The sequence below is a fragment of the Agrobacterium sp. D14 genome (assembly GCF_001526505.1).
Taxonomy (GTDB): domain Bacteria; phylum Pseudomonadota; class Alphaproteobacteria; order Rhizobiales; family Rhizobiaceae; genus Agrobacterium; species Agrobacterium leguminum.
The window spans coordinates 128,615-142,261 of the sequence record NZ_ASXX01000001.1 but is presented as its reverse complement, the minus strand read 5'-3'; the positions used below and the strand labels follow the sequence as shown (position 1 = coordinate 142,261).

The window sequence follows — 13,647 nt, the reverse complement described above, 5'->3', positions numbered from 1 at the left end:
CACCCGGAATTTCACCGGGTCCGTGGTGAGTAACTCACCTATAAACAGCAAAAAAGCGGGCCGCAAGTTGCACGCCCGCTTTCGATGTCTGCGATCGCATGCCTCAGGCCGCTTCGCGCCCGCCATACTCCCGCATTTCTGCATCGCCCAGACGGAACTGATGGACCAGTTGCTTGAGACGCGCCGTCTCGCCCGCCAGCATGGCGCTGGCGGCATTGTTTTCCTCGACCATGGCGGCGTTCTGCTGCGTGCCCTGATCGAGATGATTGACTGCGGTGTTGATCTCGGAGAGCCCCAGCGACTGCTCTTTTGTCGCGGCGGCGATGGCTTCGATATGGTCGTTGATCGTCTTCACCGAGCCGCCAATGCGCGACAGGGCCGCGCCGGTTTCCCGCACGAAGCGCGCGCCGTCCTTCACCTCTGTACCGGAGGCATGGATAAGCAGCTTGATTTCGGCGGCGGCCTTCGCGGAGCGCTGCGCCAGCTCCCTGACCTCCTGTGCGACGACGGCAAAACCGCGCCCCGCCTCGCCTGCGCGCGCCGCCTCCACGCCGGCATTGAGCGCAAGAAGGTTGGTCTGGAAGGCAATCTCGTCGATGACGCCGATGATATTGCCGATACGGCCTGACGATTGCTCGATCTTCTCCATCGCCATGATCGTATCGACAACGAGGTCGGCCGTGCGGCTGGCGTCCTCGTCGGTCGAATGGGCGACCGCGCGGGCTTCCACCGCACGCTCCGCCGATATGCGGATATTCGCCGTCAATTCATCCAGCGCGGCGGCGGTTTCCTCCAGCGAGGCGGCCTGCTGCTCGGTGCGGCGGGCGAGATCGGCGGCACTCTGGCTGATTTCCTGGCTGCCGCCATCGATGGCCACGCTCGACTGCACGACACCGGACATGGCGGCATCGAGCTGGCGGATCGTCCGGTTGAGATCGTGACGCAGGGCTTCGAAATCCGGGGCGAAAGGCTCGTTCAGTTCGAAGGAGAGATCGCCGTCTGCAAGGCGGCGAAGTGCGGCCGCAAGGCCGGTCGTCGCCTGCATCAGCCTTGCCTGCGCTTCGGTTTCCGCCTCGCGCTGGAACCGCGCCTTTTCGGCTTCGGCCTGCTGCCGGGCCGCGAGCGCCTGCGTCTCCAGTTCGATTTTTGCGATGGCCGCCTGCCGGAAGATTTCCAGTGCATGGGCCATGGCGCCGAATTCATCCCGGCGGTGCAGACCGGGAACGGCAAATTCCGTTTCGCCCTCGGCCAGACGGCGCATCGCTCCGGTAATCGCGGTCGCCGGGCGGGTTATCGAACGGCCGATGAAATAGACCCCGGCAAAAAGGCTCGCGACGGTGAGCGCGATAAGGGCGACGACAATCGAAACCGTTCTATCCGCCGCGGCGCTGTTCTCAAGGGCGCTTGCTTCCCGCTCCTGCCGGTAAATGGTGGAAATCTCTGCGACCACGGGCAGCAGCGCATTATAGGCGGAGGCGACGGTTTCGCGCGCCTTCTCCTCCTCCAGCACGGCCTGAGCATAAAAGCGGAAGGAGGCGGTGTATATTTCCAGTGCATCCATGATGCGCTGACGCTCGGCGCCCGGCCGATATTCCAGCTTCACCAGCGCCTTGAAGGTCTCTACCTCGGCTGCGTGTTTTGCGACATAGGCCTCGTCCCGCCGCAGGATGAAATCCTTTTCGTGCCGGCGCATCATCAGCATGCTGGCGCGGATTTCGGCATTGGCGACGACGTCGATCAGTTTTTCGATGGAATGCACGCCGTTGCGCATGGCGCCCTCAAGGCCTTCGGCAGGCGTGAGGCCCAGTTCCGCGTTCTTGGCGACCAGCGCCTTCATGCGATCGCCATAGGCAACGACACCCTGCGCCAGCGCGCCGAGTTTCAAACGCGTCTGCGGTGCGGCACCGCCGTCAAGGGAAGCGACGGACTGCTCGACCTTCCCCATCGTCTGGTCGAACTGCGCGACGGAATTCATATCTTTCGACAGCAGGAAATCCTTCTGGTTCAGGCGGCTTTCATGCAGGGCATCCACCAGTGTGGTCAACACGCCGTCCCTCTGGATCAATGCATCTTCAGCGACGCGATAACGCGCCTCCATCTGTCTTTGCCAGAGCAGCATGCCCGCGATGACGGCGATACCGCACAGCGCAGCCAGCGCCAGCATGGACACGCGATGCGCTATTTTGAACGTCGAGACCAGCGAAAACATTCAACCCTCGTTTGTGAAATTTCATGAGGGCGATGAATGATCGACAAGACTTAAGAAGTCCTCTACCGGATTTGTCAGTTTAATTAAGTTTTTATGACAACCCGCAGGTCAAATGGAAGAAGCTTACGACATTTGCAAGCAACAGGCCTGCACGAGCAAGATCTCTACAATAGATAAGAGGTGGGAAAGCAATGCTTTCCCACCTCGCCCCATGCTCCCCGCTCTTCGCGCCGGATGCCAAGCCGGATAAGGAAAATCCGGCGTTGTGGCCGTCCGGACGGATCCCTTCGGAGCGGACGGAAACTATGCCATATTGTCCGAGGTATTGCCCGCGCGTGAGGATCCGGTGCTCGACCAGTCGACCTGCCTGGTGGCGTACATGGTTGCTGCAATGGCAATGAAGGAAATCACCGCACCGGCCAGCAGCGCATATTCATCTTCATTCAGAACCAGATACATGACGCCATAGGCGACCGCCAAAACCGTAAACAGCGCTACGCCACTCCTGCGACTATTGGTTGCGCTTCCGAGATAGGATGCGATCAGCGCCGCCGTCGACATCGATGCCGCGGCATAGGCGATCGCAAAGCCCGTATGCTCGGAGAGTGCAAGCAGCAGAACATAGAATATGACGAGAGCCAGCCCCGTCAGCACGTATTGTATCCAGTGCACGACATTGCCGCCCTTGAGTTCGACGATAAAGACGGCGAGGAAAACCAGCGAGATAAAACCGATCGAATATTTCAGCGTCCGCGCAATGATCTGGTAGAACTTGACGGGTTCGACGAGATTGATCGTCATGAGACTGCCCGACAGCGGCAGGCGCGTACCCTCCACCACCCGGTCTATGCCCCTTGCAAGATAGGGAATTGTCCAGCTGGCCTTGAAATCCGTGGCAGTGACAGTCTTTTGCTCGGGCAGGAACAGGCCTTCGAAACCCGGATGCGGCCAATCGGCGTTTGCTGCAAAACTCGTCGTCTGGCCCGCCGGCGCAACGGCGAAACTGCCGGAGCCATTCAGGGAAAAGGCGATGTCGAAGGCGAAGCCCGTTTCGATGAGGTTTTTCTCAATCGGCCTGTGCACACCGGCGTCGGACCGGATCGATACCTCCGGACCGGCGCGGTTGGTCATGACCGAAATATCCCGCATGCCGGGATCAAAGGGCAGAACCGGGCCGCCATCGATTTTGACGCCGGCGCTGGACCGGATGCCGGTAATATCCTGAATGCTGAGAACGAGAATGGCGTTGTCCAGTCGCGGCGTGCCGGAGAAGCGCGCAAGGTCCTGTAGGATACCGGAACCGAAGCGGCCTTTCAGCAAGAGGTTGCCGTTGTAGACCGGCAGGCTGTAGATCGACAGTTGCTTCTCCTCCGTCTTCAGGTCGGCCGTGACATCAAGCGTTTCCGGCATGACCAGCACCCACTCGGTGATGCGGTCGACGATGCTGCGACCGTCCACCTCGCGGCGGCGCTCCACATCGAAGGGCACGGCAAGATAGGGACCGTTCACCACCTGATCGCCGCCCCAGCCATTCGCGATGCGTCCGGAAACCTCTTCCGCCCGCGAGGCACGCTCTTCCGTCAGCCCCCAGACCAGCAGGAGCGGCACGAGCAGAACCATCGATATGAAGCCGATCATCAGGAACTTTGCGCCCGGCGAGCGCAGACTGACAGCGAAATTGCCGCGCGGATGGGCTGGAGGAGCCTGCCCGCCCGCCGGGGCAATATCTTTTCCCGTTTCATGTACCATTCTGAAATCCTTCTAAATATGATCGCACCGGAACCGAAAGCGAAGTTCGGCCGGCGCTGTCCCAAGTTTAAAACCCCTGATAGTCTTGCGTCCCCCAAGTGAACGCGGGACCTATACTGGGATCGGATTTCGGCTGATTATGTGCGGAATTCGGTTCGACTCGCGGTAAAATTGTGGCTTTGCCGCGTTCGTTGTAAAAAACGCAAAGGGCCGGCGTTGCCGCCAGCCCTTTGTTCGAAATCTGAATGGCTCCAGATCAGTCCTTCTTGGACGGAACGACGCGCAGCGCCAACTCACGAAGCTGGGTCGGCGTTGCCGGCGAAGGCGCGTTCATCAGGAGGTCCTGCGCCTGCTGGTTCATCGGGAACAGCGTGATTTCGCGCAGGTTCTTGGCGCCAACCAGCAGCATGACGACGCGGTCGATGCCGAATGCGCAGCCGCCATGCGGAGGCGCGCCATACTGGAAGGCACGGTAGAGACCGCCGAAGCGCTCTTCCACATCGCTCTGCGACAGGCCCACCTTTTCGAAGGCCTTGACCATCAGCTCGGGCGACTGGTTACGGATCGAGCCGGAGGCGATTTCGAAGCCGTTGCAGACCGCGTCATACTGGAACGCCTTGATGGAGAGCGGATCCTGCCATTCCAGCGCTTCCAGACCGCCCTGCGGCATGGAGAAGGGGTTGTGGGCGAAGTCGATCTTCTTTTCTTCCTCGTTATATTCGAAGAAGGGGAAGTCGACGATCCAGCACATTTCGAAACGGTCGCGGTCGATCAGGTTCAGCTCGTCGGCAGCGCGGGTGCGCGCCTCGCCGGCAAACTTGTAGAACTTGGCCGGATCGCCGGCGACAAAGAAGCAGGCGTCGCCCGCCTCAAGACCGAGCTGCTGGCGCAGCGCCTCGGTGCGTTCCTCGCCGATGTTCTTGGCGAGCGGGCCGGAACCGCCGACCTTGCCGTCCTCTTCCTTCCAGAAGATGTAGCCGAGGCCGGGCTGGCCTTGAGACTGCGCCCATGCGTTCATGCGGTCGCAGAAAGCGCGCGAACCGCCGGTCTTGGCCGGAATGGCCCAGACCTGAACCTTGGGGTTGGAAGCGATCATGTTGGCGAAGACCTTGAAGCCCGAACCGTCGAAATGTTCGGTCACGGCTTCCATGACGATCGGGTTGCGCAGGTCCGGCTTGTCGGAACCATATTTGCGGATCGCCTCGTCATAGGGAATGCGCGGCCACTGTTTCGTAACCGGCTTGCCTTCGGCGAATTTCTCGAACACGGCCGTCATCATCGGCTCCATCGTGGTCCAGACATCTTCCTGGGTCACGAAGCTCATTTCGACGTCGAGCTGGTAGAACTCGCCCGGCAGGCGGTCGGCGCGCGGGTCTTCATCGCGGAAGCACGGCGCGATCTGGAAATAACGGTCGAAACCGGCGACCATCAGAAGCTGCTTATACTGCTGCGGCGCCTGCGGCAGCGCGAAGAACTTGCCTTCATGGATGCGCGACGGCACGAGGAAGTCGCGCGCGCCTTCCGGCGAGGAAGCGGTGAGGATCGGCGTCGTATATTCGGCGAAACCGGCATCGGCCATGCCGGTGCGCATCGCGGAGATGATCTGCGTGCGCTTGACGATGTTCTTGTGCAGCGTCTCGCGGCGAAGATCGAGGAAGCGGTATTTCAGGCGAACGTCTTCCGGGTACTCCGGCTCGCCGAAGACCGGCAGCGGCAGTTCCTTGGCAACGCCGAGAACCTCGATTTCCTGCGCATAAAGCTCGATCTCGCCGGTCGCCATGCCCTTGTTGACGGTGTCTTCCGAACGCGCCTTGACGAGGCCGTCGATGCGGATGACCCATTCGCCGCGAACCGTCTCGGCAACCTTGAAGGCCGGGCTGTCCGGATCGGCGACGACCTGGGTGATGCCGTAATGGTCGCGAAGGTCGATGAAGAGAACGCCGCCATGATCTCGCACGCGATGAACCCAACCGGAAAGGCGAACGGTTTCGCCGACGTCGGACTTGCGGAGAGCGGCACAGGTGTGGCTGCGGTAACGATGCATTTTTTTATCCTGGAACGTGTCGTGGGCCTGATGGAGGCCAGATGGGCGGCACTGTCGAAATTTGCCGGAAAAGCGCATGGCCAGCCTGATTTGTCAAGGCAAAGCACAACAATGTCGCCTTCAGCCTGTCCTTTCCCCTGCCTTCGCTTTAGATAGGGCTAATCCAGCCCGCCAAACCGAGTCGGCCCGCAATGAGCCAGATCAGACCTCTTATCCCGCTTCTCGTCACTGCCGGTATCCTGATCGGCGGCAACGGCCTGCAGGGAACCTATATAGCGCTGCGCGGTCTTTCCGAAGGGTTTTCCGCCAGCACCATCGGCCTCATCAGCGCCGCCTACAGCTTCGGCTTCGCGCTTGGCTGCATTTCGGTGACGCGCCTTCTGCGCAAGATCGGCCATATCCGCACCTTCGCCACCATGGCGGCCGTCGCATCCGCCGCAGCGATCGCCATGCCGCTCCTCATCCATCCCCTGTTCTGGATGCTGATGCGCTTCGTCACCGGCATTGCCGTCGCCTGTCTTTTCGCGGCGATAGAAAGCTGGATCAACGCGCAGGTGACGAATTCCAACCGGGCGCGCACGCTCTCCATCTATCGCTTCGTCGATCTCGGCTCCGTGACGCTCGCACAATATATCATTCCCGTCGCCGGCATCGACGGACCGGTGGTATTTTCGCTGATCGCCATGGCGCTCACGCTGTCGCTGGTGCCGATCTCGCTTGCCGACAAATCCAACCCCGCGCCGCCGAAACAGATTCCCTTCAATCTTTTCGCGGTCTGGCGCATCTCCCCGCTTGCCGTGGTCGGCTGCGTGGCCGTCGGCCTCAGCATGGCGGCGTTTCGCAATATCGGCCCGATCTATGCCGAACAGATCGGGCTTTCCGTCACCGCCATCGCCACCTTCATGAGCGCCGGCATCATCGGCGGCGTGGTGCTGCAATATCCGCTCGGCATCTATTCCGACCGCTACGACCGGCGCATCATCATTCTCGCCACCACGGCCGGGTCGGTGATCGTCGGCCTGTTTCTCGCCTTCTTTGCCGGCACGGATGAGTGGAGCAACATCATCGGTGTCTTCATCTTCGGCGCCTTCGCCCTGCCACTCTATTCGCTGAGTTCCGCCCATGGCAACGACCATGCCAGGGAAGGCGAACACGCGATGATGTCGGCCGGACTGCTGTTCTTCTGGTCGGTGGGCGCAACCGTCGGGCCGCTGCTCGCCTCCGTGCTGATCGACCAGTTCGGCCCGAAGGCGCTGTTCAGCTATACGGCCGCGATCCAGATCGTTTTCATCGCCTATACAATCTATCGGCTGCAGGTGCGCGAAGGCGTGCCCGTGGAGGAGCGGAACTGGCGGTTCAGCTCGCTTTTGCGCACCTCAGCCTATTTCCAGAAGCTCGCCGCAGCTCCGCCACCCAAAAAGGATGAAGCGGAGCCCCATCCGTCCGAGAAAAACGATCCTTGAGCCTTCAAAAGCGGGCTTTGTATTGACATGCGCCCGGCAAAGGGAAAGTAAGACGGATAATTCTCACGATTGGCCAATAACAATGATTGAAACGACTGCCGCCCTCGCCGAAGCCTGCACGGAACTGGCGAAATCGGAATTCATCACCATCGACACCGAATTTCTGCGGGAAACGACCTTCTGGCCGGAACTCTGCCTCGTGCAGATGGCAAGCCCGACGCTCGAAGTGCTGGTCGATCCGCTGGCGAAGGGTCTCGACCTGACCCCGCTTTTTGAGCTGATGGCCAATCCTGCCGTCGTGAAGGTTTTCCACGCAGCGCGCCAGGATATCGAAATCATCTACCATCTCGGTGGGCTTATTCCGCACCCGATCTTCGACACGCAGGTCGCCGCCATGGTCTGCGGTTTCGGCGATTCGATCTCCTACGACCAGCTGGTGCAGAAGATCAAAAACGTGCAGATCGACAAATCCTCGCGTTTCACCGACTGGAGCCGCCGCCCGCTGACCGAAAAGCAGCTGGATTACGCGCTGGCCGACGTGACCCATCTGCGCGATGTCTATCTCTCGCTGAAAGCCCAGCTCGAGCGCGAAGGCCGCTCTCTGTGGCTGACCGAAGAGATGGATATTCTGGAATCGCGTGACACCTATGACATGCATCCCGACGATGCGTGGCTGCGGCTGAAATCGCGCCTGCGCAAGCCGACCGAACTTGCCATCCTCAAATTCGTCGCCGCCTGGCGCGAGCGTGAGGCGCGCTCCCGCAACGTGCCGCGTTCACGCGTCCTGAAGGACGATGCGATCTTCGAAATCGCCCAGCAGCAGCCGAAGGACGCCGAGGCGTTGTCGCGGCTTCGCACCATTCCCAAAGGCTGGGAGCGCTCCGCCTCCGGCACCGCCATCGTCGAAACGGTGAATGCGGCACTGGCGCTGCCGAAAGAGGAAATGCCGAAGGCGCCGCGTCACAGCCACGCGCCGGAAGGCTCTGGCGCTGCCGTGGAACTTTTGAAAGTTCTGCTGAAGCTGACGGCGGACAAGCACGGCGTCGCCGCCAAGGTCATCGCCAATAGCGACGATCTGGACAAGATCGCCGCCGAGGGCGAAAAGGCAACCGTAGCGGCGCTGACCGGCTGGCGGCGGGAACTCTTCGGCGATGTGGCCCTGAAGCTCATCAATGGCGAAGTCGCTCTGCGCTTTGCCGGCAAGAAGGTCGAGGCGGTGGAGGTTGCGGCAAGCGAGCCATAACGGCCCGCCGCTTTCCACCGCAACGGCGGCGACGTCGACCGCTATAATCGCGATCCGAAAGGCATGGATTGCGGATTGAGCGGCTGGAAGGAGAACATTCCCTTCGATGTCGACGGCCGCACCTGCGCCGCCATCACCTTCGCCCGCAAGGGAGAAACCCTGTTCGACCGGGCCTGGATCGACGGCAACCGGCTGCGTTTTCCGCCTTCCCCGTCAAATGGTCGAACCGCTCGCCGGATGACCGGCCGCAATCCCCGCTTGAAACCGTCTATTACAGAACATCCTATTAGGCGTATAAGGGCGGCAACGCCGATTTTGCGGCAACAGCGCAACAGCCTTACCAATCCTTCATGCAACCTTACCGATTGCTCACTTTTTGCGGCGCTTTTTCCACATTAATGTCGCATATGACCTGAACAGAAGCTTCGCCCGAAGGGAGCGGCCTGCCCTTCTTTCCCGAGACTAAGCCTTCCCTTCCCGAGACCCAAGAACCGACATGAGAAAATTGCTGCCCATTCTGGATTACGTGGTGCTCTTCGTTGCCGTGGCCGGCAGCGGCGTGGCCTACGCCTTTCTGGAATATGGCGGCGGCGCATTGATCGGCGCGACCTATGCGCTGTTTGCCTGCGCACCCATCCTCGCCTTCGAGCGCGGTTACATCATGCCCGGCCTGTCGCGGCAGGTGAGCGCCCTGCCGACGCCGGCCTATATCGCCGTTGGCCTCGTCATCTATGCCATCCTCGTCTTTTGCGGCTTCGGGCTTGGCGGCACGATCCTGTGGTTGAGCGGGATATTTCCCGGCACCTGGAAACGCGCCGTCCATGCCGAGGTGCAGACGCTGATCTTCACCCTCATTGTCTGCGGCATCATCGTCTTCATCATGCGGGTGCGCGAGCTTCTCGGCCGCGATATCTTCATCGACCTCATCCTGGGGCGTTATCGCCGGCCGGTCAGCGAAGACCGCGTTTTCATCTTCATCGATCTCGTCGGCTCGACCTCCTTCGCCGAGACCCATGGCGACCTGAAGGCCCAGGAATTTCTCGGCGAAATTTTTGCAAGTTATGCCGCACCGGTCAGAAAACACGGCGGCGTCATCGACGACTATATCGGCGACGCCGCCATCATCACCTGGCCCTATCACATGGCGATAAGGCGGGCGGCCTGCGTGCGCTGCGTCTTCGATATTCAGGCGACCATTGAAAACACCCGCGACATGTGGCTTTCCCGCTTCGGCGAGGTGCCGCGCCTGCGCTTCGCCATTCATGGCGGGCCGGTCATCACCGCGGAAATCGGTGTCGATCACCACAAGATCACCTATTTCGGCGACACGGTGAACACGACCTCACGGCTCGAATCACTGAGCAAGATGCTCGGCCACCCGGTGCTGATTTCCGCCGACCTCGCCCATCAGCTGGTGCTTCCGAAGGGTGTGCGCAGCGAATATCTGGGCGAACATGCGGTGAAGGGCCGTGGCCAGACGCTCGGCGTCTGCACGCTCAGCCAATATCAGGCGCCCGCCGCATAAGGGCAATCGGCGGCAAAAAGCCGTGCGGCCCATCTGCCGATGATGGCCGTCATCAAAATTCATCAAAGCTTCAAACGGCAATCACCTGCCTGTCATGCGACCACCCTATCGCGTCAATCCTGTCTTCAACAGGTATTGAGAGGGGCCTCCATCATGAAGCACATTCTTTTCGCACCTTTCGCGGTTCTCGCGCTCGCCGCCGCGGCGCATGCGGCGGAAAAGGAATTTCCGGCAAAGCTCGTTTCGCACGCCATTCTGCCTGCCAACACCATGATCGCCGCACCTGCCGATGCGCCGGAGCACCTCAAGTCCTCCGCCAAATTCACCACGGCCGACCGCAAGCGCGCCGAGGGCCTCGGCACCGTGCCCGGCAAGGACGGCGTGCGCCTGACCGGCCTTTCCATGCCGTTCAACGGCCAGCCGATGCAGGGCTTTTCCGGCATCAGGGCGATGCCGGACGGCAGCTTCTGGAGCCTTTCCGACAACGGTTTCGGTTCCAAGCTCAATTCCAGCGACGCCATGCTGATGCTTCACCATCTGAAGTTCGACTGGGACGCCGGCAAGGTCAACGCGCTTGAAACCGTGTTCCTCTCCGATCCCGACATGAAGGCGCCCTTCCCCATCGTTCTGGAAGGCTCGAGCAAGCGTTACCTGACGGGTGCGGATTTCGACGTCGAATCCATTCAGCCGGTCGCAGACGGTTTCTGGGTCGGCGAGGAATTCGGCCCCTACATTCTGAAATTCACCCGCGACGGCAAGCTGACCGACGTGATCTCGACCAAGGCCGGCGACATCGAGGTGAAGTCTCCCGACCATCCGGCTCTTGCCCTGCCCGGCAACCCGACACAGAAAATGCCGGCTTTCAACCTGAAGCGTTCAGGCGGTTATGAGGGCATGGCGCTCTCCAAGGACGGCTCGAAGCTCTACGGCCTGCTGGAAGGCCCGCTCTACATGGCCGACGGCCAGGTGGAAAAAACCGAAGACGGCGCGACGCGCTGCGCATCATCGAACTCGACACCGCAAAGAAGGCGTGGACCGGCCGCAGCTGGCTTTATCCGCTGGCGGAAGGCGGCGAGGCAATCGGCGACTTTAACATGCTGGACGACACCACCGCCCTCGTCATCGAGCGCGACAACGGCGCCGGCACGGCCGACAAGGCCTGCGCCGACCCCAAGGCTCCGGCTGCGGACTGCTTCGCCCGCCCTGCCAAGCTGAAGCGCATCTACAAGATCGAGTTCAATGACGCCAATGTCGGCAAGGCCGCCCGCAAGATCGGCTATATCGACCTGATGAAGATTTCCGACCCGGATAACAAGAAGCGTCAGGGCGGCGGCAACGGCTATTACGACATGCCTTTCGTCACCATCGAGAATGTCGACCGCGTCGATGCCACCCATATCGTCGTCGGCAACGACAACAACCTGCCCTTCTCGGCCGGCCGTGCGCTGGACAAGGCTGACGACAACGAATTCGTCCTGCTGGACGTCAAGGACCTGCTTGAGGCGAAATAAAACCAAGGCTACTGTCACTTGCTTTGACGGCCGCGAATGATCCGGACGGAGCGCCCGGCAGACACAAATGTCTGCATGGCGCTCCGTTCCGGTTTTCCAGAGCTAGAGCAATTCCGGTGAGCACCGGTTCACCTCCATTGCTCTAACTCTTTGTTTTTATGCATTTCCGGACACAAAACCGAGCGCACTTTCGCTGGAAATGCTTTAACCGAAACATGCTTGCGGAAAAGAAGACGTTTCATGCAGGACCATGCAGAAAGACTTTATTACGCCCTGAAGAAAAGCTGGTCGGGCGAGACGAGCGGCCTCTGGTCGCGCGAAAACCCCGCCAAGGGGCAAGGCAGCGTCACCGCGCTGGTGGTGCAGGATATTTTCGGCGGAGAGCTTGCCAAAACCGCTGTCAGCGGTACCGACCATTTTTACAATATCGTCGAAGGCACCCGCTGGGATTTCACCTTCAGCCAGTTCGATATTCCGGTCGGCTATCAGGACAGGCTTGCCAGCCGCACCGAAGCCATGGCGACGATAACGCCGCTGCAATATGCCTATCTCAGCGCCTGCATCCGCAAGGCGCTCGGGCACGGCTGAGCCGTTTGCAAAGCAGTGCCAGCCCATTGCCGTTTCGATCCGCGCATCGCGGCACGGTGGCCAGCCAGGGTGTTGCGTTTCAGGACCACGATGTCAATCTTTCCCGCAAAGCGGACACAATCCTTGCGATAATATCGCGCGGTGGAATGGTTGCACCGACAGGAGAGATATTCGATGAGTGAGAGTTGCCCGGTCCTGACACCGGCGGAACGGCAGGTACAGGCCATATTGGAGCGCACGGAAGCAGCGATGATGGCCACCATTCACGCAGCGCTCGAGCGTGCCAGTAAAGAGGTCACTGAGGCATTCCGGGCCGTCGATTCAGACATGCAGCCGCCGCCCCACGACTATTTTGCCGCTGTCGCCCATCAGCAGCTCTTCCTGATGTTATGCGGAGCCGACCCGAAAACCTTCGAGGGCGGAGACCCCGAAATCGCCGGCCACATCATTCGGAACGCGCAAAACATATCCGACCACTACTGGAAGAAAACGCCTGCCGCGGCGGATGTCCCCGGCAAGTGATACATTCCGCGTGAAGACAGGATTTCGCGTCACGCGGCATCGCGCGCGACCTGCGTTTTAGAAAGGAGGCCCGGCCCAGCCGGCCCCCTATGACCATTCCACGTCACAGCACCTTCATCATCGCCGGTTAAGCAGGCGCAAATCCGGAGGCTGGAATGGATTCGACCGTACAGATCAAGCGCCCGAAAATCGCAGAGACCATCATCCATGCGACGGCGAGCATAAGAGATTCCAATATCGGCGAATGCTGCGAAATTCTGGCTGACACCTCCCTGCACAATGCCGAACTCGCTAATTACTCCTATCTTGGCCCCCGTTGCATGGTGGGCGATGCAACGATCGGAAAGTTCTGCGCCATCGCCGCAGAGGTCAGGATAGGCGCTCCGAACCATCCGATGGACCGGCCATCCATGCACCGTTTCAGCTATTGCCCTGAATATTATTCTGCGGATGCCATGCGCGATGACGCCTTTTTCGACCGGCGCAGGGAGGACCGCGCCGTCATCGGTCACGATGTCTGGATCGGTCACGGCGTTATCGTCTTGCCGGGTGTCACGGTTGGAGACGGGGCAGTGCTTGCCGCCGGCGCGGTCGTCACCAAAGATGTGCCGCCCTACACCATCGTCGGCGGCGTTCCCGCAAATATCATTCGCGAACGATTTTCGCGGCCCATCGCGGAAAAGCTTGCATCAATCGCATGGTGGGACTGGCCATTCGAAACGATCATGGCACGGCTTTCCGACTTTCAGTCGAGCGACATAGAAGCCTTTTGCGAGCGCTGGTCCTAGCGGAC

The 13,647-nt window shown here is 60.5% G+C and carries 9 protein-coding genes, 2 pseudogenes and 1 other annotated feature (1 of these 12 running past the window's edge); of the genes and pseudogenes, 8 read left to right on the top strand and 3 right to left on the bottom strand.

Features of this window, described 5'->3' with window-relative positions; genetic code table 11:
• Positions 1-25 (bottom strand) — a sequence feature (sul1 is cis-regulatory element that is thought to sense ions involved in sulfur or methionine metabolism; They are found in Alphaproteobacteria); it reaches 31 nt to the left of the window's first position.
• 78 nt (positions 26-103) lie between these two features.
• The 3 genes from L901_RS00665 to aspS all read right to left on the bottom strand — a co-directional run bounded on the left by L901_RS00665 (position 104) and on the right by aspS (position 6,002).
• Positions 104-2,209 (bottom strand): methyl-accepting chemotaxis protein, encoded by a 2,106-nt coding sequence (locus L901_RS00665; RefSeq protein WP_059752512.1) that lies wholly within the window; start codon positions 2,207-2,209, stop codon positions 104-106.
• A 303-nt stretch (positions 2,210-2,512) separates the two neighbouring features.
• Positions 2,513-3,958, bottom strand: coding sequence for a cell envelope integrity protein CreD (gene creD / locus L901_RS00660; RefSeq protein ID WP_059752511.1), 1,446 nt, complete (start codon positions 3,956-3,958; stop codon positions 2,513-2,515).
• A gap of 256 nt (positions 3,959-4,214) precedes the next feature.
• Positions 4,215-6,002 carry an aspartate--tRNA ligase gene (aspS, locus tag L901_RS00655; RefSeq protein WP_059752508.1) on the bottom strand — a complete coding sequence of 596 codons (1,788 nt, stop codon included), beginning with the start codon at positions 6,000-6,002 and terminating at the stop codon, positions 4,215-4,217.
• A gap of 191 nt (positions 6,003-6,193) precedes the next feature.
• Here aspS and L901_RS00650 point away from each other — a divergent pair, with 191 nt between their 5' ends.
• The 8 genes and pseudogenes from L901_RS00650 to L901_RS00620 all read left to right on the top strand — a co-directional run bounded on the left by L901_RS00650 (position 6,194) and on the right by L901_RS00620 (position 13,642).
• Positions 6,194-7,465 (top strand): MFS transporter, encoded by a 1,272-nt coding sequence (locus tag L901_RS00650; protein ID WP_059752507.1) that lies wholly within the window; start codon positions 6,194-6,196, stop codon positions 7,463-7,465.
• An 82-nt stretch (positions 7,466-7,547) separates the two neighbouring features.
• Positions 7,548-8,708: a ribonuclease D gene (gene rnd / locus L901_RS00645; RefSeq protein ID WP_059752503.1), complete on the top strand. Its 1,161-nt coding sequence runs from the start codon at positions 7,548-7,550 to the stop codon at positions 8,706-8,708.
• Between the two features lie 33 nt (positions 8,709-8,741).
• Positions 8,742-8,998: pseudogene (locus L901_RS25835) on the top strand (hypothetical protein); the annotation flags it as partial.
• Positions 8,999-9,204: 206 nt separating this feature from the next.
• On the top strand, positions 9,205-10,233 hold the full coding sequence (locus L901_RS00640; RefSeq protein WP_059752500.1) for an adenylate/guanylate cyclase domain-containing protein: 1,029 nt from the start codon (positions 9,205-9,207) through the stop codon (positions 10,231-10,233).
• 153 nt (positions 10,234-10,386) lie between these two features.
• Positions 10,387-11,744: pseudogene (locus L901_RS00635) on the top strand (esterase-like activity of phytase family protein).
• A gap of 240 nt (positions 11,745-11,984) precedes the next feature.
• Entirely contained in the window at positions 11,985-12,332 is a 348-nt protein-coding gene (locus tag L901_RS00630) for a hypothetical protein (RefSeq protein WP_020808978.1), read from the top strand.
• 174 nt (positions 12,333-12,506) lie between these two features.
• Entirely contained in the window at positions 12,507-12,854 is a 348-nt protein-coding gene (locus tag L901_RS00625; protein ID WP_059752498.1) for a hypothetical protein, read from the top strand.
• Positions 12,855-13,009: 155 nt separating this feature from the next.
• Positions 13,010-13,642 (top strand): DapH/DapD/GlmU-related protein, encoded by a 633-nt coding sequence (locus L901_RS00620; RefSeq protein WP_059752495.1) that lies wholly within the window; start codon positions 13,010-13,012, stop codon positions 13,640-13,642.
• Positions 13,643-13,647: the final 5 nt, after the last annotated feature.

Excerpts from the sequence above, each read along its gene's own strand:
- aspS (WP_059752508.1), bottom strand. The coding sequence starts at position 6,002 with ATGCATCGTTACCGCAGCCACACCTGTGCCGCTCTCCGCAAGTCCGAC.
- creD (WP_059752511.1), bottom strand. The coding sequence starts at position 3,958 with ATGGTACATGAAACGGGAAAAGATATTGCCCCGGCGGGCGGGCAGGCT.
- rnd (WP_059752503.1), top strand. The coding sequence starts at position 7,548 with ATGATTGAAACGACTGCCGCCCTCGCCGAAGCCTGCACGGAACTGGCG.
- L901_RS00620 (WP_059752495.1), top strand. The coding sequence starts at position 13,010 with ATGGATTCGACCGTACAGATCAAGCGCCCGAAAATCGCAGAGACCATC.
- L901_RS00640 (WP_059752500.1), top strand. The coding sequence starts at position 9,205 with ATGAGAAAATTGCTGCCCATTCTGGATTACGTGGTGCTCTTCGTTGCC.
- L901_RS00625 (WP_059752498.1), top strand. The coding sequence starts at position 12,507 with ATGAGTGAGAGTTGCCCGGTCCTGACACCGGCGGAACGGCAGGTACAG.
- L901_RS00665 (WP_059752512.1), bottom strand. The coding sequence starts at position 2,209 with ATGTTTTCGCTGGTCTCGACGTTCAAAATAGCGCATCGCGTGTCCATG.
- L901_RS00630 (WP_020808978.1), top strand. The coding sequence starts at position 11,985 with ATGCAGGACCATGCAGAAAGACTTTATTACGCCCTGAAGAAAAGCTGG.
- L901_RS00650 (WP_059752507.1), top strand. The coding sequence starts at position 6,194 with ATGAGCCAGATCAGACCTCTTATCCCGCTTCTCGTCACTGCCGGTATC.